Here is a 22,842-nt window from a genome sequence, read left to right on the forward strand (position 1 = left end):
AAATCGGCTTTTTTTTATTCTAACAAAACATCTCACTATATTTGTACTGTGATACAGCAAACAACATTTTTATTTATTAGTGGAGGAGAAATAGCATTTATTCTATTTATAGCAATCATGGTATTCGGTGCCGATAAATTGCCAGAGATTGCTCGTGGGCTAGGTAAAGGCATGCGCACACTTAAAGACGCTACCAATGATATTAAGCACGAAATAACAAAAACTGCCGAAAAAAACGGACTTGATACTAGCATTACTAAAGATGTAAAAAAAGAGCTTGATAAAGTAAAAGATGATATAGAAGATTTTACAGGTTCTGTAAAACGTAAATTTTAACCTTTTATCTGTTCGTCGATATGTAGTTCATCTATTTATCATTTTTATCTTACATTTTATCGATTTTGTAGAAAACGATGTATTCTTTAAAATATATTTGGAGTCCCTCCCAAATCTATAATTATTGAAATATGAAAGCAATCCTACTTGTAAGTTTTCTGTCTTTTACCACCTTAATCTTCGGTAAGAATGATAGAGATATCATTAAGGAAATTGATGATATTAACTCTTCTGCCTCTGTTTTTTATAAAAATGAAGAAATAGTAAAGTCTTTTAAAAAGTTTATTATTGCCAAGGCCTTGTCTGATTCTATTCAAGATACTTATGGTAGTGCTTATGCCAATTATAATTTAGGTAATATTTATAATTTGATGGAAAATTATGAATCAGCAAAAGAATCGTACTTTTTATCATTAAAAGATTCAGAAAGAATTGACGATACCTATTTAATTGCTAGTGCATCTAGAAATCTAGCCGCGATATTTAAGGAAGAGAGAAACTTTAGTAAGGCGCATGAATATTTGATGAATGCATTAAAGACTGTTTCAAAACATAACCTACATAAGTCATCTGAAATTACCACTTTAAAAACAGTTGAGTTTGAGACAAGACTTAACCTTTGTGAATTATATATAACCACTGGGAATTTTCAAGAGGCTATTGTTAATCTTTTAAAAGTAGGAGATTATATAAAATATAATTCTGTAACACCTTCAGAAGAAAGTTACTATAATTATATATATGGTAGTTATTACACACATAAAAAACTATATAATAATGCTAATTCCAAATTTAAAAAAGCTGTAAATTTAATTGAGACGGATGAAGATGGTATAGATTATATGTTATTAAGTAAAGTGCATAAACAATTATCTTTATCATTGGCAAAATCTGGAAATAGTGATGAAGCATTTTTAAATTTGTTAAAGCATAATAGTTTTAAGGATAAATTTTTAAATGAGGAAAAAGTTAGACAAAACTCAATATCAAAAACTAAATTTCTTATTGAAGATTATAAGAATAATGCTGAAAAAGCTAACACAGAGCGGCTTTTACAGTTAGAAATAGCAAATAAAATACAAAGAGTAAATATTATTGTTATTGTGGCGTCGCTACTTTTATTTATTTCATTGGTTTTAATTTGTTTTGGATATATTACTAAAAGAAAACTAAGTTCCAAGTTAAAATTAAGAAATGAACAATTGGAAATAGCAAAGAATGAAGCATTAAAATCATCAGAATTAAAAAGTAAATTTATATCCAATGTATCTCATGAATTAAGAACGCCTTTGTATGGTGTAGTAGGTTTAACTTCTATAATGTTAGAAAGCAATGATTTAACAAGTAGAGATGTTAAATACTTAAAATCGCTAAAATACTCAGGAGACTATTTATTGAATTTAATTAATGATATTTTACATGTAGGTAAAATTGAATCAAATAATGTGGAATTAAATAACTCTTCAGTAAATATTCAAGCACTCATTCAGAATGTAACGGATTCATTTGATTATGGTTTAGAAGAATCAGGTAATAAAATACATATCATAATTGATGATTGTTTACCAGAATATGTCATGTGTGATAAATTGAGGTTAACTCAAGTTTTATTTAACTTAATAGGTAACAGCATAAAGTTTACTAAAAACGGTAATATTTATGTTAAAGCAATCTTGCAAGGCACTAATGATAATCTTGCCGAAATACGTTTTGAAATAAATGATGATGGCCCTGGTATTCCAAAAGAGAAACAGGCTACTATATTTGATAATTTTACTCAGTTAGCTGAAAATTCTAATACAAATTATCAAGGAGCTGGATTGGGGCTTTCAATAACGAATAAAATTGTTGGCTTATTTGATAGTAAAATAGAATTAGATAGCGAAGTAGATAAAGGAGCTACCTTTGGGTTTGTTGTAAGGTTTGAAATTGACTTTAAGGCTATTGAGCATATAAAAAGTAAAAAAGTTAATAAGATTTTTTCTACTACAGATTCTGAAAATATTAAAATATTAATTGCAGAGGATAATAAGATAAATCAAATTGTTACTAGTAATCTATTAAAAAAACATAATTTTAAATTTGATATTGTAGAGAACGGCCTTGAAGCAGTAGAGGCTTTTAAAAATGACAATTATGATTTAATACTAATGGATATTAATATGCCAAAAATGAATGGTAACCAAGCGACTATTGAAATAAGAAAAATTGATAGGCATTTACCTATAATAGCTCTTACAGCCTCTAACCAAGATGAGCTAAATGAAAATATATTAGATATAGGGTTTGATGATATAATAACTAAACCGTTTGATAATGAGTTGTTTTTTAATACAATTAACAATTTGCTAAAGCAAAGTAAGTTTAATAATATTGATGATGTTAAAGATGATGAAAATGCTTTGTATTTGGCATCTTAATCAATAAGCATTAGTTATATTTAGAATTGAAATTATAGTTTTCTGCTAATAGTCAATCCATCCCTAATAGGTAAGACAACAGTTTCAACGCGCTTATCACTTTTTAAAAGGGCATTATAATCAATAAGTGCAGGAGTAGAAGTATCATCCTTCTTAAATGTATTATCTAAAACTTTACCACTCCACAACACATTATCAGATAAAATAATACCTCCAAGATTTAACTTATCAATAATCACATTGAAGTAATTAGAGTAGTTTTCCTTATCAGCATCAATAAAAACCAAATCAAAAGTAGTATCAAGATTTGGGATAATATCCAAAGCATTTCCTAAATGCTGATGAATTTGTCTTCCATATCCAGATTTATCAAAATATTTTCGTTGAAAATCAACAAGTTCTTCATTAATATCAATCGTGTGTATTACGCCATCAGTCTGCATACCTTCAGCTAAACACAATGCAGAATAACCTGTGTAAGTCCCGATTTCTAATATGCTTTTAGGATTCACAAGCTTAGAAATCATACTTAAAAGTCTGCCTTGATAATGCCCACTTAACATCCTAGGTTGTAAAATTTTCTGGTATGTTTCTCTGTTAAGTTGTTGTAATAATTCGGGTTCATTCTCAGAATGAGCAACCACATAATCATCTAAATCTTCAGGTATAAAATGCATAACGTATTATCAATATTTTCAAAAGTATTGCTTTTTTGAATATCATTTTAAATGTGAGTGCAATTTATAACGGTTATTTAATGTTGTCCAGAATTTTTTATTAAAAACACTAATTATGTTGATGAGGTTCAAAAATACTTTAATAGCCAAATATATTATTAAACTTAACAATACGAAACAAAAAAATAAAAGTAGGAAGAAGCTATATAAAAAAATAAAAACTGGATAAATGTGTAACTTTTATTACAATAAATACACTAACTTGTAAGCTCTAAACGATAGAGTACTTACCTTATCAGAAACAACAATTACGTAAAGCATGAAACAATTATTAGCCTTATTCCTTTTATTTGCAACTACATTAGCATTTTCTCAACAAAACACACAAAATAATACGTTTGAATACGATTTAGAAAGCAAAATCCCAAAGGATACTTCTGCTATAAGAGGTCAATTACAAAACGGGCTTAAATATTACATTAAAGAAAATAACAGACCAAAAGATGTTGTAAACATCCGTTTGGCTGTAAAAGTTGGTCATCTCCAAGAAGATGATTCTCAACAAGGGTTAGCACATTTGTTAGAGCATATGGGGTTTAATGGTACTAAAAATTTTAAAAAAGACAAACTTGTTAAATATTTAGAAAGTATAGGGATGACTTTTGGCGCAGATTTAAACGCGCATACTAGTTTTGAAGAAACGGTTTATAAATTGACAATACCAAGCAAAGATTTAAAAAAAGTTGATAAAGCATTTCAAATTATTGAAGATTGGGCGCATAATATGTTATTGGAAGACAAGGCTATTAATGACGAACGACCTGTGGTTTTAGAAGAATTTAGAGCACGACTTGGAAGCGGTAATCGTGTTGGTAAAGAAAGGGCAGAGTTTATTTATAAAGGCATGCCTCAATTAAAATACTTTTCTGATGTAAAATTAGAGAATATTAAAAATTTTAAAACTGATGATATGCGTCGGTTTTATAAAGATTGGTATCGCCCAAACTTAATGGGAGTTATTGTAGCAGGTGATATTGAGTCTTCTTACGCAGAACAAAAAATAAAAAGGCATTTTTCGAAATTAACAAATCCTGAAAACGAAAAGTCATTATTTGTATATGATAGTGTACCATACCATAAAGAAACACGTGTTAAAGTTATTACCGATCCAGAAAAAACAATAACGTCTTTAGGGTTAGATTTTATAAATATTAGTCCAGTAAAACATAAACAAATATTAGCGAAACATCAAAAAGAGCGCATTATTCGAAGTATGATGATTTCTATGATTAATAGAAGATTGGTAGAAGTGTCTAATAGTGATACTCCTCCTTTTATTGGGGCAGGTGTTCGTTTAGGAGGTACTTTAAGTAAGTACCACCGTAAATTTTCTATAGGTGCGTCTTCTAGTGAGGCAGGCGTAAAAAACACATTAAAACATATGATTTTAGAACTTGAAAGAGTGAAGCGTTTTGGCTTTACAGAAAGTGAACTGAACCAGATGAAAAAAGACATGCTTGCCAGTAATGAAACGTTTTTTGAAGGTAAGGATGATTGGTATTCTAAAACATATTTAAGTCTTTTAGAACAAGAGTTTAAAAACGATTGGATACTATATTCTAAAGACTGGAAGTATAGTTTTTACAAAACTGTTATCCCTCAAATTAGTTTGAATGATGTAAAAGCTATGTTTAATACTTATTATCATAAAGATAACCGGGTATTAATACTAACTGCACCAGAAAAGGAAGAATTGGTGTTACCAACACAAAAGGAGTTATTACAAACGATTAAAGAAGTTGAGGTTGATAGCACAATTACAAAGTATATTCCAAAAGAATTAGGCAAGCAATTAATAAAAAATCTAGCACCTAAAGGTAGCATAGTTTCAGAAGAAACAGAATTATACGGTATTAAAAAATTAACACTAAGTAATGGAGCTAAAATTTACTACAAAAAAACAGATTTTGATAAAGAGAAAGTAACATTTAAAGCTTTTAGTTATGGGGGTAATTCATTAATGTCTGATGAAGATGTAAAGCGTGTAGGGCAATTAATGTCTATTGTAACATTTGCAGGAATTGGTGGGTTTAAAAGGCACGAATTATCTAAATTTTTGGCTGGGAAAAAGGTGAAAGTATCAACATCTGTGTCTACTTATAATGAAAGTTTAAAAGGGTCAGCAAGAGCTAAAGATTTAGAAACAATGTTTAAATTAATTTATTTGAATTTTACTAGCCTTAATGAAGATGAAAAAATATATTTATCCTATGCTGATAAAATAAAAGAAGTTACAAAAAACAGAAAATTGAAGCCTAGTGTTATTTTTTCAAACGAGATATCAAAAGTAACTCAGGCGGGAAACCCAAGATACATAAACATGAATGAAAGTGCTAACGTTGTTCGTCTTTTAGATTCAGTTCCTTATAGTTCTTTATATAAAGCATATACGGAGCGTTTTGAAAATGCAGGAGATTTTAATTTCTTCTTTGTTGGCGATTTTGACGAAGATTTATTGAAAGCATACGCCGAAACATACATTGCATCATTACCAAGTACTGATGAAAGAGAAGAGTATAAACTGTCTTCTTATAAAAATATACTTTCAGGTGAGCGTGTTGAGGTTAGAAAAGGTTTGGAAGAAAAGGCTACATTATTAATTAAGTTTGAAACAGAAGCAAAACATGTGAAAAAGGAAAGTGATGCCTTAAAAATGTTTGGTCAAATATTTAAAAACAGATTACGAAATAAAATTAGAGAAGAAAAAGGAGGGGTGTATTCTGTAAGGGCAAGTATTAAGCATGCTAGAAGACCATACTCTAAATACCTGGCATCTATTAAGTTTACTTGTTCACCAGATAATATTAAGGTGTTAGAAGAAGAAAGCTTAAAAGTGTTAAACGAATTTTTAAATGAAGGACCAACAAAAAAAGAAGTAGCTAGTGTTAAAGAGAATTGGGTTTTAAATAGAAAAAAAGATTTGGAAACTAATAAATTCTGGCTTGGTCATATGTATAATAAAATATATTGGAATCAGCCTTTTAAAGATTTAAGTGATTACGAAGAGAAGCTGTCAGAAATAACTCCTAAGTATATACAGAAAATAGCAAAAAAATATGTAGGGACACCAAGTTTAATTGCTAAACTATTACCAGAATCTAAGGAATAGTCAGAGAATAAAATTATACCTAAAGCTATAATTCATAAAGCCCTATTTTAACTATTAAAATAGGACTTTATGTTTTTTTAACTTAAAACCCTACTAATAAACTTTTGTTTAGCCAAATCATCATCACCACACAGCCACTGAATAACATTGTCTTCCCATATCGCATCATATTCGGTTTCGTTTATGATATTGCGTTCAATAGCCAAATCAAGTAACTTTCCTGGGTAAGATGATTGTGGTTCGCTCTCCATTTCACCCAAAGGGTAAGGGTCATCAAGCCCCATAATAACCTGTTTAGAGCCATGATTTCTAATTAACAATTCTAGTCCACCAGTATCATGAACCAAAGTGTCAAAAAAGATATTTCTATGGCCTACAGCTTTTCTGGGGTGGTGTTTGCCTTCAAATAAATCTGGTCTGCCATCAAAACCTTGAATACGTCTTCCTAAATTAATTTGTGCTAACTGCCCGCCATGTGCAAAGCAGGTACGCATGTTTGGAAATTTGTCTTGATACCCATTCAACGTTAAAAAATGATAAGCATCACCGCATTGGGCTAACATCCAAATTAAATGAAAACGCCATGAGGTGTTTTCTAATTTTATAAACTTCTCCCCATCATAAGGGTGTATTTCAACTGCCAAATTATACTTGTCCGCCAATTCAAAAATAGGCTCATTCTCCTCGTCAAAAATACAACGCCAAGTTCCTATGGTATCCATATAATGCGTTGGTAGGCATAATAATTGCATGCCATGGTTTTCAACACAACGCTCAATTTCCCAACAAGCACTTCTTATAAAAGCAGGATGCACAACAAAGCCACATGTAAATTTACTAGGGTTGTCATGCTGTACTTTAGCATTAAAATCGTTTTGAAAACGCAGTGCTTTTTTCATTTCTTCAACACGTAAACCATTTCCATAAAGCTGAGATAAATTTAAAACCACCGCATGGTCTAATTTGTTACGCTCCATCCACTCCAGCTTTTCATCCAAGAAAAAACTAGAATCAGTAACAGGACGTTTCCATCCTTTTTGAAGCATGAATTTCCGGTCTTTATCCACCCAAAAAATACCTTTTTCTCGCATAAATTCTGGTATTTCTTCTGGGTATGGAAGCAAATGTGAATGACCGTTAATTCTAAGTTTACGTTTTTCCATATGACGTCTTTGCGAGGCTTTTACCGTGGCAATCTTTTTATTAAATAAGTGATTTCTTCGTCGTAATCACGAATTCTATTTATGTTTTAGTCTATTTTAACTTTCTTCGGTGCTTGCATAACTTCTCCACAGTTAGGGCAAGAGCGCTTGTTTTTGTCACCATAGTACTTATCAAAAATCTTAGGCATATCTGTTTCAATATTATCTAGTGTAAAATCTTCTTCATACAATTTAGTTGTGCAATTTTCGCAAAACCAAAGTAATGCGTCTTGCATACCTTTTTCTCTAGGGTATTCGATTACTAAGCCTACGGTATTTGCACCGCGTTGTGGAGAATGTGGTACTTTTGGAGGAAGTAAAAATATGTCACCTTCTTTTATATGAATATCTTTCGGAGTCCCTTTATCAATAACCTTCAAAACAATATCACCCTCAACCTGATAGAAAAATTCAGGTGTCTCATTGTAATGATAATCCTTTCTGCTATTAGGTCCACCAACAACCATCACAATAAAATCACCATCTTTCCAAACCACTTTATTACCAACAGGAGGCTTTAAAAGATGTCTATTTTCTTCAATCCAAGCTTTAAAATTTATCGGAGGAAATAATTTACTCATTGTTTTATGTTTTGGGCGTTACCCCAAAAAGGGGTCAGGCTATCCGCTATATCTTTTTTGCAGAAAAAGCAAAAAAGGATGCCGCTTCTATCCTTAACGCAAATTCCTTACTAATATACAAACACCTTAAATTCTATTAAAGTTATCGTAGTTAAAAATTATAACGATTTGGTGCGTCCGCCATCAACAGGAATATTAATACCATTTATATAACTGGCGGCTTCACTAGCTAAAAATGTAATAGCGTTGGCAGTTTCTTCAGGTTTAGCAAAGCGTTTTGCAGGCGTGTAATTTTTCATGATTTCAGTCATTTCTTCAATGGAACGCTCTTCAATATTTGCTTTAATCTTAATAATTTCAGTTAAGCGTTCGGTATCTGTAAAACCAGGTAAAACATTATTTACTGTAATGCCAAACTCTGCAACTTCTATAGATAATGTTTTGCTCCAATTACCAACAGCACCTCGAGTTGTATTGCTAACGCCTAATCCAGGAATAGGTTCTTTTACAGAGGTCGAAATCACATTAATAATTCTGCCAAAACCCTGTTGTTTCATAAAGGGGATAGTAGCTTGAGCTAAAAGGTGGTTGCATTTTAAATGCATGGTAAACGCATTTTCAAAAGCTTCTAAACTAGCGGTTAAAATATTTCCACTTCTAGGGCCACTAGTGTTATTTACCACAATATGAAAACCATGTTCCTTCTCAATAAACTTTATAATCTGTTCTTGCAATTCTCTAGGGTTAGAAAAATCAGCAACAATATAGTTGTGGTTTCTGTGTTCGGGTAACTCTGTGAGTACTGCTTTTAGTTTTTCTCTGTTTCTAGCAACTAGGGTTACATTAACACCTTCTTGCGCTAGTGCTATAGCTGTGGCTTTTCCAATGCCTTGTGTGCTGCCGCAAACTAAGGCGTTTTTGTTATTTAAGTTTAGATTCATTTTAGTAAAGGTGAGCTTAAAGGGTTATTGTAATCCAGCAATTCTATCATCTTCTAAAATAGCTTCGGTTTCTTTTTTTACTTTTTCTAATGTAAGTTTTAAGTCGTCATCTAAGTTTAAAACACCATCAGTCAATAGATTTAAAATGGCTTTATCTTGAGCGCGTCCTCTTAACATCGCTTCTCTATAACCTATATCTTCATTAAAAGTTACTAATGAATATTTAGATGAATATGCATTAGGAAATTCCTTTTCTAAAGCCATTTCTAATTTACGCTTTTCTTGGAAAACAACCTGATTTACATGACCTTTCATTTCATAAAAGTTGTCAATAGCTAAATCTGCAATGGCATCAGTATCCTTTTTACGGGTGTTTTCATAAGCTTTAAAAGTAGCTTCCCAATCATCTAAATTTTTATCTAAAATGCTATCAAACTCAACAACATCTTCAAAAGAAGCATTCATCCCTTGTCCGTAAAATGGCACAATAGCATGTGCCGCATCTCCCATTAAAAGGGTATTGCCTTTGTAATGCCAAGGCGAACATTTTATAGTACCTAAAGGCGCAGTTGGGTTTTCAAAAAAGTCATCTAACAAATTTGGCATTACAGCTAAAGCATCTGGGAATTCGTTTTGGAAAAATTCTAGTACAATTTTTTCATTTGTTAAATTATTAAAATTGTATTCGCCTTCATCGTAACTTAAAAATAGTGTTACCGTAAAGCTTCCATCTAAATTTGGTAAAGCAATAAGCATATAATTTCCACGAGGCCAAATATGAAGCGCATTTTTATGGATTTTATAATCGCCGTTTTCTTTAGGAAGAATACTCAATTCTTTATAACCGTGTGTTAAATAGGCTTGTGAAAAACTGAATAAAAATTTCTTTCCTAAATAATAACTTTTTCGCATTGCAGAACCTGCACCATCTGTTGCGATAATAATATCAGCATCTTCAATAAACTCATCTTTACTATTATAATCTTTAAAAAGTGCAGTGGTTTTTTCAAAATCAACAGATTTGCATTTTTTATTAAAATGAATATTAACGTTTTTATGTTTTTCAGCTTCGTCTAAAAGTAAAGCGTTAAGTTCCCCACGGGAAATAGAATTTATATATTCATAGTCACGTCCACTATAATTTGATTGAAACGTGTTTCCTTGCTTATCATGAATCATACGTCCGTTCATAGGAATACAAAGCGCTTTCACTTTGTCTTCTAAACCCACGAGTTTCATGGCTTTATTGCCTCGGTCAGAAAATGCTAAGTTTATAGACCGACCAGCAGAAATATCAACTTGTCGTAAATCTGGACGCATTTCATAAACAGAAACTTTGTGGCCTCTTTGTCCTAGTCTTAGGGCTAGTAGAGAGCCGCAGAGTCCTGCACCTATAATTAGTATGTTTTGTTGTTTTTCTTTCATATTGTCATTCCTGCAAAGGCAGGAATCTTATGATTTTAGTTATTAACCTATTTTTTATTTGTTCATTTTGTCTTGATACAAAACGAACCAAAAAATCAAATTGAAATGAGGAATTTTTCTTCCCGATAAAAATCGGAAGAAAACCAAAAATAAAGTCTAAATTTTTTCCAAGGCTTCAAAATTTTTAACGATTTGATTTTTATATTCTGCATTTCAATGTTCAATTTTTTAAATTGATTTGGGACTAGACTTCTTATTAAAGCCAATGTAACCCATATTTATATACTTTTTCATTTTTTACGTTTTGAATCCGTCTCGATTCCCTCTCTTTGGGAGAGGGCTAGGGAGAGGCTTTTTACCACTTTGTAAACATCTTCAAAAGAATTATAAAGTGGTACAGGAGCACATCGAATTACATCAGGCTCTCTCCAATCACTGATAATGTTGGCTTCGGTTAATTTATTATGTAATGCTTTATCTGCGTTTTTAACTTGAATGGATAATTGGCACCCACGTTCATCAGGGTTATTTGGTGTGATAATTTTAATAGTGTTTTCTCCTAATGTTTTAAGTAAAAACTCAAAATAACCTGTTAGTTTTTTTGATTTTGTAATGAGTTTATCAAATCCCACTTTATTAAACATATCTAAAGACGCCTTTATAGCTGCCATTGATAAAATAGGCGGGTTACTTAATTGCCAACCTTCAGCTCCTGGAAGTTGGTCAAATTCATCACGCATATTAAAGCGTGTTTGCTTATTATGACTCCACCAACCTGTAAAACGGTTTAAATCTTTTCTGTATGCATGTCTTTCGTGAACAAAACAACCTGCTAAACTTCCTGGACCGGAATTTAAATATTTATACGTACACCAAACAGCAAAATCTGCTCCTGAATCGTGCAAATTTAATGCTACGTTTCCGGCGCCATGAGCACAGTCAAAACCAACATTACATCCGTATTTATGCCCAAGTTTTGTAATGCGTTTTAAATCGAAAAACTGACCTGTATAATAATTAACACCACCAATCATGATAAGTGCAATCTCATCGCCTTGTGCTTCAAGAATAGTCTCTAAATCTTCGTAATTCAATAATTCTTCGCCTTTTCTGGGTTTCCAAAGTATCAATCCTTCTTTATCATCTAAACCATGATGACGTAATTGCGATTCAACCGCATATTTATCCGAAGGAAATGCATCACTTTCAATGAGTATTTTATAACGTGTTTTTGTGGGTTTGTAAAACGACACCATCATAAAGTGCAAGTTGGCTGTTAGCGTGTTCATGACAATCACTTCAATAGGTTTTGCACCTACTATTTTTGCCATACTATCAGTTAAAAACTCATGATATGGTAGCCATGGGTTTTTAGCTTCTAAATGACCTTCAACTCCTAAATTTGCCCAATCTTCAAGCTCTTGGTTTACATAAGCCTGAGTTTGTTTAGGTTGTAATCCTAACGAGTTTCCAGTCATGTAAATCCAAGGATTTCCTTGTTTGTCTTTTGGAATGTGAAATTGACTTCGGTATGCTTTTAGTTCGTCATTTTGGTCTTGTTCTAATGCGTAATCAAGACCTAATTTATAGTCGGACAATGGCTCTTGTTTTTCGGTTTCTAACAAAAATAAGGAATATAAAGTTAGTAATGAACCCTAAAAAGCGATGATTAAAATGCATTGAAATTTTCGTATATTTAGTAAAAACTTAAAGCTATGGCTAAGATAAAAGAGTATTCAAACGGAGAAACTACGGTAGTTTGGGAAGCAGAAAAATGTATTCATTCTGCAATTTGCGCTAAAGGATTACCTAAAGTATTTCGTCCTAGATTGCGCCCATGGATTAAAATGGATGAGGCAAAAACGGAAGCTATCATAAATCAAGTAAAGCAATGTCCTTCTGGTGCATTACGCTTTTATATGAATGATGAGGAAGATAAAACCACAGAAACTTTAGAAACCAAGGTTGAAGTTTTAGAAAATGGCCCGCTTTTAGTTTATGGTACTTTGAATGTTGTTGCAAAAGATGGTTCTTCTGAAACTAAGAACAAAACAACCGCTTTTTGCAGGTGTGGCGAATCAAAGAATAAACCTTATTGTGATGGTGCTCATGTAAAAGCAGAATTTAAAGGTTAATTTCCCGATTTTCATCAGGATTAGTTCAGCTAATAATTTTTAGTGCTTAGTTAAAGTTAATTCTAAAATAATGCTTCACTAAAATGGAAAAGCGCTTAAACCAATGGTTCAAGCGCTTTAATATATAGGCGCATAATGCGGAAAAAACAATCTATATTTTATATACGAATTTAGTCGGAGCTTAGACGTTTTCATTACACATAAAGTAAAAAAAAATCAATTTATTTTACAGATACATCTGTTATCGTTAAATTCCAATTCCCTTCAGACTTTTTGTGGTCTTGTGCAATTTTGATACCATTAAAATTTTTATAGTTTTCAAAAGTGTTTTTTAGTCCCGCTTTAGGCTTGTTCCCTTTTCTAAAAGCCCATTCTTTAATAATGTAATTCTCGTCAAAATAAATATCATAAGCATCTCCGGGTGTATAACCACCTTCACTTGAGTAGGTAAGTATGATTTTATTAAGCGTCATTTTGCTAATTGGTGCTTTTTCTTTTTGAGGCTCAGAAATTGTTGCACTATAATCCCAAATTAATTGAAACGGAATAAATGCCCAGAATTTATCGTTAATAAAAGCTCTATCTGCTTTCAAGGATAAGCTGTCAATAGATGTTCTATTATAATTAATGGTGTCTTTTTCGGTAATTAAAGTCACATCTTGAGTTTTTGGCTTCCATATCCAACTTCTTTTATCAAAAAAAGTAAAGGACACTTCAGATACGTTTCTCCAGTTTTCAAAACCGTGAGCATTAGCTATTTTTTCGGCTATTGAAATCTCTTTTTTGGGTTGAATTGTTTCCGCTTTCTCTTTACAAGAATAGCAAATACTCAGTATACTGATAATGACTAGTAATTTTTTCATAATTTAGATTTTTCACAAAGATATTATTTGAAAATGACTAATAACGCTGATTATTTTGAAACTAATAAAGCTACCTGGAACAATAAGGTAAAAGTACATGCTAAAAGCGATATGTATAATTTGGAAGCTTTTAAAAACGGAAAATCGTCTTTAATGCCTTATGAGTTAAAAGCTTTAGGCGATGTTTCAGGGAAATCGTTATTGCATTTGCAATGTCATTTTGGTCAAGATACATTGAGTTGGAGTAGGATGGGAGCAAAGTGTACAGGTGTTGATTTAAGTGATGAAGGTATAAAACTCGCTAAAAAATTAAATGATGAATTAAAGCTTAACGCTGAGTTTATGTGTTGCAATGTTTTGGATACTTCTGAGTATGTGAAAGATAAATTTGATATTGTTTTTACAAGCTATGGTGTGATTTGTTGGTTGCCAGATTTGAAACCTTGGGGTAAAATGATTGCAGAACGTTTAAAAAAAGGCGGTACGTTTTTTATGGCTGAATTCCATCCGATTGTTTGGATGTTTGATTATTTAGATGACAAACCCGTTATGAAATATGGTTACATGCAAAACGAGGTTGTTTTTGAAGAATATGAAGGCACTTATGCTAATCAAAATTCAAAAATGGTTAGTAAGGAGTATAGTTGGAATCATGGATTAAGTGAAGTAATAAATGCTTTAACTGAAGCAGGATTGCAGATAGAATATTTAAAAGAGTTTGATGAAAGCCCTTATGATGTATTGCCTAATTTGGTTAAAACAGATTCTGGAATGTTTGTTTCTGAAAAAAAAATGTATCCTTTGATTTTTACTTTGAAGGCTGTTAAGGTTTAGGATTAATTTTTGAGTAAGTATTTACTCTTTTTTATGTATAATTGACACTATCCTAAAATCTGTGTAAGTTTCAAAACACAGGGATAAATTATTTATAGTTTAACACCTTGTATCAAGATAGAAGCTTTAATTGATTGCTCTTTTAAATGCAAAAAATTTTTTCGTTCTTCATCTTTTTTAAAATTATCAAAATCTTGTTGAGTATCAAACTCTACCAAATGAATTTCATAAGGTTTTTCAATGTTTCTTTCAATTATAGAACTTTCGTCTGGTCGAATTCTTAATATTAAGCGACCATTATATTTTAATATTGTAGGAATCGCTATATCTTCAAATAGATTAAAAACATCTTCTTTTCCATCTGTAATATATATTAGTTGAGTTATATAAATCATAATTTATATTGTTTTAGTGTGTTAAAATTTAAAAAAACTTTTTTTAAGTTAGCTTCGGTTTCTTTATACAATATTTTAGCATCTTTAGTGATTTTCTCCTTTGATTTCTTGAATCAAAAGAGTTGTCTCGTTTGTAAATTTAGTTTGGATGGTTTTCATAATCAATTTCAGCTCTTTATGGGCCTTTTCTGCACTTGCTGAAGCGGTTATAAGTCTCAGTTGGTTTGTTGGAGAATGCATTTGTCGATACACACCATTCAATCGTGTTTTTTAAACCACTCGGTATACTAAAAACATATTCAGGTGTACAAATTACAATTCCGTCTGCATTTTCAATTTTATTCCGAAAGTCAATAACTACTTTGGTATGTTGTTATCTGTCAATTCAGTTCTAAAATGAGGTAATTCGTTTAAATTATCTATAATCTCTAAATCGAAGTCAAGTTTTCCCGTTTCAGCTATTTACTTCAGTATTGATAAGTTTGCGGAGTTGTTACTAGCACTTTCACAAATTTCAATTACATTTTTCTTTATTATCATTCGTCGAATTTGATTTTTTGCGTTTTGAAGTAACGGTTTGTATATGAAAAGTAGCGTGTTTAAGTGTAAGTATTTTTCATATAAAAATCAGACGTAGTAAACTTGCAACAACCCTTGGTTAAGCACAAAATCGAGTAATTATTCTTATAGACTGTTAGGTGTAGTTTCTTATTTCAGTCGAAGGTAATAATCGTGAATCCTTTACTCCAGCAGTTCTATGTCCAGCATTTTTTAAATAATTCTCGTTTTGTGCAAATTCCATAAATTTCATGACAGATTTGTGTTCAATTACCAAAACTGCATCCCATTTTTCAGATTCAGGTCCGATTAAAAAATCGTTGCTTTTTCCGTAATAGATTATTTGGCTACCTGCTTTTTTTAATTCAGGCAAAGTTTTTTTTATATAAAGTTTGTACGCTTGTTCTCCGCTAATTGCTTCATCAGGTTTTATTTGTTCCAAATTTTTATAGTCAGCTTTTTCTCGGAACTTCAGTAAGTTCAGCATCACTATTTTTCCTTTGTCGTGAAAGTCCTGATAGAATTTCTTTCCAGATTCAGGGTTTGCATCTATATATTTCTGCATATTATTTTTGTTTTGCTTAAATTACACTTAATGTATTTATGTATGTTTCAGCACTAAATTTAGCAAATAATTAATGAATTGAAAATTCGTGGGGATTTATCCAAAGCAGGATAAAAGCAAGCAATCTTTTATATACATCTTAAGTTTGTTTTTTATTAAATTTAATCAATAATCAGAAAGAACAAAAGAGAGTAATAAGGTTAGTATATACTGTGAAGCTTTATGTTGGCAATTATTTATGTTTTCTTTAGATTTTCGAAACTAGACTTAATATTTTTATAATAATCACCAGACAGTTTATTCCATGTGTAGAATGAAAGTATACAAAAGAAAAAACTGATGACTAATAATGAAAGTGGGATAAGGGTGTTTTCGTAATCAGCAGTTATTAAATAGATAACTAACGACATTGTAATCATAAAAAAGTTTATAATCCAAGATCTTGTTAGTCGAAGCCTACTACGGTTATAATCAATTTTTGATTTTAAATGATTTGAGTTCTGAATTATATACACAACTTTAAATTGAACATTACTCCGTACTTCATCATCTGAAAATACTTTATAAATATTTTTTCTTTCTTTTTTCTTGAATAATTGAAAACCAATTCTGTCAACTATAATTCCAATAATGTAAGCGAGACCAGTAATTGGAAGCAAAAATATATTTGAGATTTCGAGTTCTAAGAATAGCTTAAAGTCTAAACCATTTATACCAAAAAACAGTAATACTATCCAAACTAAGCTACCGAAGCCTGTGATTAATAATTCAATAAATACTTGTGTCGTGGTCATGATTTTTGCTGAATGGATTCCATCGTGTTTGTATGTGGAAAGTTGCGTGTTTCAGCAACTAATTTAGCAAATAAATCACAGATAGAAAGTCCGCGAGGACTTTCGTAAGTAAGCTAGAACTAGCAATGAATTATACACGTTGTTAGGCATAGTTATTTTACTGTTTTATATCCTCTTGTCCAACTAATAGGAATTTGTATTAGATTAATACAACTATTTCCTGTTTTAGTCTTAATTTCATTTCCATGTTCAAATTGTAAAACCAAAGAATAAGAAAATGTTTCCTTTTCAAAATCTAATGAGGAATCATCTTGTGATTTTGAAGTTAGTTCAGGTATTTTTTTTTGAATTTCTTTTCTGTTTATATTTTTTTCAATTAATTCTTTAATTGTGAATTCTGTGTCATTTACTTTTAGTTTAGATGCCTTTTTGCCTTTAATAATTTGATTGTTATATGTTTTTATATTTAAGTTGTCATAAATTATTGTAAAATTACTAAAGTGAGGAATTTGCCAGTTTATTGAAGAATTATGGTCAAGAATTCCTTTTTTATGAATTAAGACACTCACGTCTCCTTTCTCGTTCTTCGAATTGTTTTCTTTAAGACTTAATTCGAATATATCTTGAATTTTCATTTCTTCACTATCAACAATTGATGGGTGAATTGCCCAATTAATGCTATTAAGACTGTTTTCAACTGATGGATAAAGTAATATTGGAATATTTATCCCTTTTGATTTTGCATCATATAGTATCTCATGACAGTAGGCGGAAGTAATATGATAGTTTGAAATTCCCTTTGTGGTGAACAAATCGCCCATTTTTTCAATTGCATAAATATATCCTTCTCTAAATTCGTTAGGTATATTTTTAACCATATTTTGTAATCCTAAATAAGGGCGTTTGATTACGGAATTTAAAACGTGTTCACTATTTTTGGTTGAGGAATTAATAATTAAAGAATGAACGTTTGTATCGGATTTGAATTTTAATTTCCATCTTGACATATAAAATTTGTCATTTATTTTAATGCTGTCTTTCATTTCCGAAAAGGCAGTAAAAGGGTCTATTGAGCCATAAAAAACAGGAAATCCTTTTCTGTGTGCTCGACCAATCTCTTTAGGATTTGGATTATATGAGTAAGAATTTGGATTGTTAAAATCAAAATTTTTCCAAGGTTTCGTTATTCTAAATATTGTGAATTCATCTGATTTTGAATCATAAGTTAATGTTGATAAAACTCGGTTGTGTAAAATCTTATGAAATTCTTTAAGAAGAACTTTGTAATCCATTGACGGTTTTAACTCTTTCTGTATCTGGTCAAATTGTTTGTCTATAGTTTCCTTCGAGAAAACAGTGAAGTTAAAATTATTCTTCATTCATTATTTGTAATCTATTCTTGATTTACTTTTCATATAATTCGGAAATATTTTTCATTAAATCTTTACTAGCTATTTCTATCAGTTCCTCTTTAGATGTAAAAGGTTTATAAATAACTTTATTTCCAATCGATTGTTTAAATGATTTGAGTCTATCCCATTCTGATTTTAACTTCTCATAATTTTCAGCCTCAAAAGAAGGTGCTGGCGGTTTAGAATAAAAATATACCATTCCTAGTGGTGAATCAGGACTTTTATTATCTAAAGCGAACAATATTTCTTCTGCAGTTCCAGATGGAAATCGTTCTTTTCCAGTTTCTTGATTTACAGTAGGTGAACCTAATTTATGTTTAAATACTGCTAAAACAATATCCATATTTTTAATAATTCGTTCATTTATAACATCTTGGGGATATCCGTTTTGTGATGCTAAATCTTCCCAACCGTGAACTTTTAATCTGTAACTACAAAGTTCTTCGTGTTTATCTGTCCTAAATTTACGTTCTAATTTATCAACTAATAATTCCCTTTCTTCAATTAAATCTCCTGGTGAGGCAATAACCACGTTGATTTCTTTTTCAATAATTGCCTTTCTTTTTTTATTAACTCGCTTTGAGTCTTTTTCTATTCTTTCAAGAATACTCTTATTCCATTTTGAAGATGTAGATAATAAATCCAATAATGATTTTAAATCTTCTAATAGTTTCTCGTCATCTTCAGATAAAACTTCTTGTTCTAAACTCTCTAGACAATTTTTGCAGAATGAAGCTTGCCTCATTCCGTCATCTACTCCTCGTTTATCTCCTAAAAAATCGTAAACGCAACCAATATTTTCATAATGTCGATTGTCAGCATTTTCGATAAGTCTTGCTAGATAAGTTGTAGTAAAAAATAATATTCCATTTTCAATTGGAAGGTTTGTCAAATAGTCCCAATCAAAGAGAGAGAAAGGAACGAAGTTTTCGTGTCCTTCATAGAAGAAGTTATTTATATATTGAACATCTGTAAATATGAAGTTTATATATGAATTCACTTCATCTTCAGAGAAAGATTCATATATTTTTTCGTGAGTTCTTGGATAGACTATGTGTTCTTCTTCCCAAGTGAATTCATTCTTATAAACTTTAAAGTCTATTGATTTTGAATGTTTATTAAATAACAATTCAAGTTTGTCATAATCTACTTCTAAACTTTCATCTATAATAATGTTTATTCTCATTTTGGTCTAATTATGCCTAACTTGTTATATAGTAACTTCTATTACCGATATCCTGTAAATAAGTTAGGATATGGTAACTTTTTAGTTACTCTTATCTTGTAAAGATAATTGTTTTTTTTTGTAAGAAAAAACAGGATGATTTAAAAGGGTTATTATGACAATAAGAAGTTTGAGATTTTGAAACAAGTTTAAAATTACGACAGGTGTTAATGTGCTTCTTTTTTCAAAAACTCTTTTGGAAACTGAGACTTAAATCGATTCAATCTTGGTATGGATACATTTTGAATGTACGGATGATTTGGATGTAGTTTTTCGTAATCTTGATGATAATCTTCAGCTATCCAGAATTTTTGAAAGGGATAGGCTTCAGCGGCAATTTTAACGCTTAACCTTTTTGCTAAAGCGTTTTTCTTTTTTAAAACAATTTGTTTTTGGGCTTCATTTTGATAAAAAATGATGGAACGATATTGTGAGCCTCTGTCGTTACCTTGTCCGTTTACTTGGGTTACGTTTTGCGATGCGAAATACACATCAACTAAGGTTTCAAAACTTACTATTTTTGGGTTGTAAATAATCTCTACGGCCTCTGCATGTCCTGTTTTGCCTGTGTTGCTTGAACCGTATGTTGGGTTTTTTGTGTGACCACCTGAATAGCCTGAAATGGATTCTTCTACACCTTTTACGCTTTCGTAAATAGCTTCTACACACCAAAAGCATCCGCTTGCAAAGTAGGCTCTGGCTTTTCCATTTTTAATTGGAACTTCAATTGGGGCTGCATTTATTACTGCTTTTTGTTGCTTTTTTGATTGTGCTGAGTTTTGGCAACTTAATAATAGGGTTAGTGCTAATATTGGGATGATGTTTTTCATGAGTTATTTTTTCTTTTTTTAATAGACGTTTAAAAATACAAAACCTTAAATGGTTTTATGTGAAAGTTTTTTTAAATGTTGTGGGCTTTGTTATTCTTAACTTGTTTTAAAATTTGGCTTAGCAAGCTGTTTAATAAAAGGCTTTTCAATATTTATTACTAGGTAGTGTGAATTATTTTTTCAGGGTTTATAAAACTTAATTTTTTAGGTGTGTTAATTACCTGAGGATTGATTTACTGTTTTTTGAGGACTGATACGCGATTTAGGTCTAACCTAGTTAGGGATATAGTTCACCTCTGTTTTCTTTTGAATAAATTTATAATTTTATATCGAATACAAACTAAAGGTTAGGGATTGAAGTGGCATCCTTTTGCTTTTACTATAAATAAGATATTGTTTTTGAGATAGACATAATTATGCTGTGGATTGTAGACTTAGTTGGAATGATAAAAAACAAAAGATATAACGGAAAGTCCGACCCTTGTGGTAAGGCCCAAACTATTTTGCATAAAAAAACCTCCAGATTTCTGAAGGCTTTAGTTGTATGATTGAAAATGGATTATAGTTTAGCAAACATTTTTTCCATTTTTACTTTTTGTTCATCGGCTAAAGCTGCATCTACTAAAATGCGCCCACTGTGCTCGTCGGTAATTACTTTTTTGCGAGAAGCAATTTCTACTTGTACTTGCGGAGGAATAGTGAAGAAAGAGCCACCAGCTGCACCTCTTTCAATTGGCACAACGGCTAAACCGTTTTTTACGTTGGTTCTGATTCTTGTGTATGCCTTAACCAAACGCTCTTCGATTTGCTTTTTGTAATCTTCAGATTTATCTAATAAAGCTTGTTCTTCTTTTTCAGTTTCAGCTAAAATTGCGTCTAATTCACTTTTTTTATGCTTTAAGTGATTTTCACGTTCTTTTAAACGTTCTTTTGTTTCAGCAATTACTTCTTTTTTCTGCTCAATTTGAACTTTGAATTCTTTAATGTGCTTTTCAGCCAATTCGATTTCTAATTCTTGAAACTCAACTTCTTTTGTAAGTGAATTGAACTCTCTGTTATTTCTAACATTTTTTTGTTGCTCAGCATACTTCTTAATTAAAGCTTTTGATTCTTCAATTGAGTTTTTCTTTCCAGTAATATCGTTATCTACTACTTCTAAATTAGCAACAAGTTTTTCTAATCTTATGTTTAATCCAGCAACTTCATCTTCTAAATCACGAACTTCTAATGGAAGTTCTCCACGAACATTTCTAATTTCATCAATACGAGAATCGATGAGTTGTAAATCGTATAAAGCTCTTAAACGCTCTTCAACAGTAACTTCTTTCTTTTTAGCCATACTTTAAAAATACTTAACAGGATTGGTATTTATCTTTGATAAAATGATTGCAAAATTAGTAATTTTTTTTGTAAGATATGCTACTAAAAGATTTTTTGTGAATTGTTCACTTTCATAATGTCCAATATCTGCTAAAAGGATGTTGTTTTCGGCTGTAAAAAAGTCGTGATATTTTAAATCGGCAGTTATAAAAGCATCAGCACCATTGCTTTTAGCGGCCTGAATGGCAAAACTCCCTGATCCTCCTAAAACAGCAACTTTTTTTATTTTTTTATTTAATAATGATGAATGCCTGATGCATTCTGTATTCATTTTTGTTTTTAAATGGTCTAAAAAATTGGTTTCATCCATAGATTCTTCGAATTCGCCTATCATTCCCATTCCAATATTTTGGTTTTTGTTTTCTAGAGTAGTCACTTCGTAGGCTACTTCTTCATAAGTATGTGTTTTAAAAAGTGTTTGCAGAACTTGCGACTCCAAATGTTTAGCGTAGGTTATGGTGATTTTTGTTTCTTTTTCGGTATGTGTTTCTCCTTTTTTACCTTTTGTAGGATTGGAGTTTTCATTGCCTTTAAAAGTACCATAACCTTCAACATTAAAGCTACAATTTGAATAATTACCTATGCCTCCTGCACCAACATTAAATAAAGCTGTTCGTAATGTTTCGGCTTCGTTTTTTGGTACATTGGTGGTTAGCTTTTTTATGGTTTCGCTTTGCGGAATTAAAATACGTTTATTGGTTAATTCTAATTGATTACAAATCATATCATTTACACCTTGTAATGCATTATCAAGTGCAGTGTGTATGCTAAAAATGGCAATGTCATGTTTTATGGCTTTCATAACTACACGTTCTACATAGTTTTTGCCTGTTAGTTTTTTTAGACCTTTAAAAATGATAGGGTGGAAGCTTACTATGAGGTTACAACTTTCTTGAATAGCTTCATCTACAACAGCTTCGAGTGTGTCTAGGGTTACTAGTATGCCTGTGACTTTTTGGGTTTTGTTGCCAACTAATAAGCCTACATTATCAAAACCTTCAGCATAAGCAAGAGGTGCAAGTTCTTCTAAATGATTTATAACGTCTTGTACAATCATATTATTTGTGTTTAAATTCAAAGATAAAATAATTACTTTCGCT

At 31.0% G+C, this 22,842-nt stretch carries 21 protein-coding genes; 5 read left to right on the forward strand and 16 right to left on the reverse strand.

All coding sequences use genetic code 11. The annotated features are described in order from the left end of the window. Nucleotides 1-48 precede the first annotated feature (48 nt). Both Q0870_RS09290 and Q0870_RS09295 read left to right on the forward strand, forming a co-directional pair. Complete coding sequence (locus Q0870_RS09290; protein ID WP_298554916.1) at nucleotides 49-336, forward strand: twin-arginine translocase TatA/TatE family subunit; 288 nt, start codon at nucleotides 49-51, stop codon at nucleotides 334-336. A gap of 131 nt (nucleotides 337-467) precedes the next feature. Continuing rightward, the gene (locus tag Q0870_RS09295) at nucleotides 468-2,756 is read left to right on the forward strand and encodes a response regulator (protein WP_298554919.1); all 2,289 of its coding nucleotides are present in this window, start codon (nucleotides 468-470) and stop codon (nucleotides 2,754-2,756) included. Nucleotides 2,757-2,788: 32 nt separating this feature from the next. On the opposite strand, the gene Q0870_RS09300 is transcribed toward Q0870_RS09295, so the two are convergent. Beyond that, nucleotides 2,789-3,433 carry an O-methyltransferase gene (locus tag Q0870_RS09300; RefSeq protein ID WP_298554922.1) on the reverse strand — a complete coding sequence of 215 codons (645 nt, stop codon included), beginning with the start codon at nucleotides 3,431-3,433 and terminating at the stop codon, nucleotides 2,789-2,791. Between the two features lie 319 nt (nucleotides 3,434-3,752). Between Q0870_RS09300 and Q0870_RS09305 the strand changes: the two genes are divergently transcribed. Next, nucleotides 3,753-6,602, forward strand: a complete 2,850-nt coding sequence (locus Q0870_RS09305; RefSeq protein ID WP_298554926.1) for an insulinase family protein — start codon at nucleotides 3,753-3,755, stop codon at nucleotides 6,600-6,602. 77 nt (nucleotides 6,603-6,679) lie between these two features. Here Q0870_RS09305 and Q0870_RS09310 read toward each other — a convergent pair whose 3' ends face one another. The 5 genes from Q0870_RS09310 to kynU all read right to left on the reverse strand — a co-directional run bounded on the left by Q0870_RS09310 (nucleotide 6,680) and on the right by kynU (nucleotide 12,349). Beyond that, on the reverse strand, nucleotides 6,680-7,765 hold the full coding sequence (locus Q0870_RS09310; RefSeq protein ID WP_298554929.1) for an amidohydrolase family protein: 1,086 nt from the start codon (nucleotides 7,763-7,765) through the stop codon (nucleotides 6,680-6,682). A gap of 86 nt (nucleotides 7,766-7,851) precedes the next feature. Continuing rightward, entirely contained in the window at nucleotides 7,852-8,385 is a 534-nt protein-coding gene (locus tag Q0870_RS09315; protein WP_298554932.1) for a 3-hydroxyanthranilate 3,4-dioxygenase, read from the reverse strand. A gap of 158 nt (nucleotides 8,386-8,543) precedes the next feature. Further along, nucleotides 8,544-9,326: an SDR family oxidoreductase gene (locus tag Q0870_RS09320; protein WP_298554935.1), complete on the reverse strand. Its 783-nt coding sequence runs from the start codon at nucleotides 9,324-9,326 to the stop codon at nucleotides 8,544-8,546. A gap of 24 nt (nucleotides 9,327-9,350) precedes the next feature. Continuing rightward, the gene (locus tag Q0870_RS09325; protein ID WP_298554938.1) at nucleotides 9,351-10,751 is read right to left on the reverse strand and encodes an NAD(P)/FAD-dependent oxidoreductase; all 1,401 of its coding nucleotides are present in this window, start codon (nucleotides 10,749-10,751) and stop codon (nucleotides 9,351-9,353) included. Nucleotides 10,752-11,041: 290 nt separating this feature from the next. Next, entirely contained in the window at nucleotides 11,042-12,349 is a 1,308-nt protein-coding gene (gene kynU / locus Q0870_RS09330; RefSeq protein ID WP_298554941.1) for a kynureninase, read from the reverse strand. Between the two features lie 117 nt (nucleotides 12,350-12,466). Between kynU and Q0870_RS09335 the strand changes: the two genes are divergently transcribed. Continuing rightward, entirely contained in the window at nucleotides 12,467-12,886 is a 420-nt protein-coding gene (locus tag Q0870_RS09335) for a (4Fe-4S)-binding protein (protein WP_298554944.1), read from the forward strand. Between the two features lie 221 nt (nucleotides 12,887-13,107). Here the strand turns inward: Q0870_RS09335 and Q0870_RS09340 are convergent, their stop codons facing one another. After that, the gene (locus Q0870_RS09340; RefSeq protein ID WP_298554947.1) at nucleotides 13,108-13,749 is read right to left on the reverse strand and encodes a hypothetical protein; all 642 of its coding nucleotides are present in this window, start codon (nucleotides 13,747-13,749) and stop codon (nucleotides 13,108-13,110) included. Between the two features lie 33 nt (nucleotides 13,750-13,782). Between Q0870_RS09340 and Q0870_RS09345 the strand changes: the two genes are divergently transcribed. Continuing rightward, nucleotides 13,783-14,583: a class I SAM-dependent methyltransferase gene (locus tag Q0870_RS09345; protein ID WP_298554949.1), complete on the forward strand. Its 801-nt coding sequence runs from the start codon at nucleotides 13,783-13,785 to the stop codon at nucleotides 14,581-14,583. Between the two features lie 92 nt (nucleotides 14,584-14,675). Here Q0870_RS09345 and Q0870_RS09350 read toward each other — a convergent pair whose 3' ends face one another. The 9 genes from Q0870_RS09350 to Q0870_RS09390 form a co-directional block, all read right to left on the reverse strand. After that, nucleotides 14,676-14,978: a hypothetical protein gene (locus tag Q0870_RS09350; RefSeq protein ID WP_298554952.1), complete on the reverse strand. Its 303-nt coding sequence runs from the start codon at nucleotides 14,976-14,978 to the stop codon at nucleotides 14,676-14,678. Nucleotides 14,979-15,153: 175 nt separating this feature from the next. Further along, nucleotides 15,154-15,333 (reverse strand): NAD(P)H-dependent oxidoreductase, encoded by a 180-nt coding sequence (locus Q0870_RS09355; RefSeq protein WP_363317949.1) that lies wholly within the window; start codon nucleotides 15,331-15,333, stop codon nucleotides 15,154-15,156. 339 nt (nucleotides 15,334-15,672) lie between these two features. Then, on the reverse strand, nucleotides 15,673-16,101 hold the full coding sequence (locus Q0870_RS09360) for a DUF1330 domain-containing protein (protein WP_298554955.1): 429 nt from the start codon (nucleotides 16,099-16,101) through the stop codon (nucleotides 15,673-15,675). 236 nt (nucleotides 16,102-16,337) lie between these two features. Further along, on the reverse strand, nucleotides 16,338-16,895 hold the full coding sequence (locus Q0870_RS09365) for a hypothetical protein (RefSeq protein ID WP_298554957.1): 558 nt from the start codon (nucleotides 16,893-16,895) through the stop codon (nucleotides 16,338-16,340). A 152-nt stretch (nucleotides 16,896-17,047) separates the two neighbouring features. Then, nucleotides 17,048-18,274 carry an RES family NAD+ phosphorylase gene (locus Q0870_RS09370; protein ID WP_298554960.1) on the reverse strand — a complete coding sequence of 409 codons (1,227 nt, stop codon included), beginning with the start codon at nucleotides 18,272-18,274 and terminating at the stop codon, nucleotides 17,048-17,050. A gap of 25 nt (nucleotides 18,275-18,299) precedes the next feature. Continuing rightward, nucleotides 18,300-19,493, reverse strand: coding sequence for a hypothetical protein (locus tag Q0870_RS09375; protein WP_298554963.1), 1,194 nt, complete (start codon nucleotides 19,491-19,493; stop codon nucleotides 18,300-18,302). A gap of 206 nt (nucleotides 19,494-19,699) precedes the next feature. Beyond that, nucleotides 19,700-20,362, reverse strand: coding sequence for a peptide-methionine (S)-S-oxide reductase MsrA (gene msrA / locus Q0870_RS09380; protein WP_298554966.1), 663 nt, complete (start codon nucleotides 20,360-20,362; stop codon nucleotides 19,700-19,702). A gap of 559 nt (nucleotides 20,363-20,921) precedes the next feature. Further along, complete coding sequence (locus Q0870_RS09385; RefSeq protein WP_298554969.1) at nucleotides 20,922-21,701, reverse strand: C4-type zinc ribbon domain-containing protein; 780 nt, start codon at nucleotides 21,699-21,701, stop codon at nucleotides 20,922-20,924. Between the two features lie 3 nt (nucleotides 21,702-21,704). Then, on the reverse strand, nucleotides 21,705-22,799 hold the full coding sequence (locus Q0870_RS09390) for a Nif3-like dinuclear metal center hexameric protein (protein ID WP_298554972.1): 1,095 nt from the start codon (nucleotides 22,797-22,799) through the stop codon (nucleotides 21,705-21,707). Nucleotides 22,800-22,842 lie beyond the last annotated feature (43 nt).

It is taken from the genome of uncultured Algibacter sp. (assembly GCF_947487575.1).
Lineage (GTDB): Bacteria > Bacteroidota > Bacteroidia > Flavobacteriales > Flavobacteriaceae > Algibacter_B.

What these genes read in the sequence shown, in the direction of transcription:
- Q0870_RS09370 (WP_298554960.1), bottom strand. Translation starts at nt 18,274, where the DNA reads ATGAAGAATAATTTTAACTTCACTGTTTTCTCGAAGGAAACTATAGAC.
- Q0870_RS09320 (WP_298554935.1), bottom strand. Translation starts at nt 9,326, where the DNA reads ATGAATCTAAACTTAAATAACAAAAACGCCTTAGTTTGCGGCAGCACA.
- Q0870_RS09345 (WP_298554949.1), top strand. Translation starts at nt 13,783, where the DNA reads ATGACTAATAACGCTGATTATTTTGAAACTAATAAAGCTACCTGGAAC.
- Q0870_RS09365 (WP_298554957.1), bottom strand. Translation starts at nt 16,895, where the DNA reads ATGACCACGACACAAGTATTTATTGAATTATTAATCACAGGCTTCGGT.
- Q0870_RS09390 (WP_298554972.1), bottom strand. Translation starts at nt 22,799, where the DNA reads ATGATTGTACAAGACGTTATAAATCATTTAGAAGAACTTGCACCTCTT.
- Q0870_RS09315 (WP_298554932.1), bottom strand. Translation starts at nt 8,385, where the DNA reads ATGAGTAAATTATTTCCTCCGATAAATTTTAAAGCTTGGATTGAAGAA.
- Q0870_RS09295 (WP_298554919.1), top strand. Translation starts at nt 468, where the DNA reads ATGAAAGCAATCCTACTTGTAAGTTTTCTGTCTTTTACCACCTTAATC.
- Q0870_RS09325 (WP_298554938.1), bottom strand. Translation starts at nt 10,751, where the DNA reads ATGAAAGAAAAACAACAAAACATACTAATTATAGGTGCAGGACTCTGC.
- Q0870_RS09360 (WP_298554955.1), bottom strand. Translation starts at nt 16,101, where the DNA reads ATGCAGAAATATATAGATGCAAACCCTGAATCTGGAAAGAAATTCTAT.
- Q0870_RS09340 (WP_298554947.1), bottom strand. Translation starts at nt 13,749, where the DNA reads ATGAAAAAATTACTAGTCATTATCAGTATACTGAGTATTTGCTATTCT.
- Q0870_RS09310 (WP_298554929.1), bottom strand. Translation starts at nt 7,765, where the DNA reads ATGGAAAAACGTAAACTTAGAATTAACGGTCATTCACATTTGCTTCCA.
- Q0870_RS09375 (WP_298554963.1), bottom strand. Translation starts at nt 19,493, where the DNA reads ATGAGAATAAACATTATTATAGATGAAAGTTTAGAAGTAGATTATGAC.
- msrA (WP_298554966.1), bottom strand. Translation starts at nt 20,362, where the DNA reads ATGAAAAACATCATCCCAATATTAGCACTAACCCTATTATTAAGTTGC.
- Q0870_RS09335 (WP_298554944.1), top strand. Translation starts at nt 12,467, where the DNA reads ATGGCTAAGATAAAAGAGTATTCAAACGGAGAAACTACGGTAGTTTGG.
- Q0870_RS09300 (WP_298554922.1), bottom strand. Translation starts at nt 3,433, where the DNA reads ATGCATTTTATACCTGAAGATTTAGATGATTATGTGGTTGCTCATTCT.
- Q0870_RS09385 (WP_298554969.1), bottom strand. Translation starts at nt 21,701, where the DNA reads ATGGCTAAAAAGAAAGAAGTTACTGTTGAAGAGCGTTTAAGAGCTTTA.
- Q0870_RS09350 (WP_298554952.1), bottom strand. Translation starts at nt 14,978, where the DNA reads ATGATTTATATAACTCAACTAATATATATTACAGATGGAAAAGAAGAT.
- Q0870_RS09305 (WP_298554926.1), top strand. Translation starts at nt 3,753, where the DNA reads ATGAAACAATTATTAGCCTTATTCCTTTTATTTGCAACTACATTAGCA.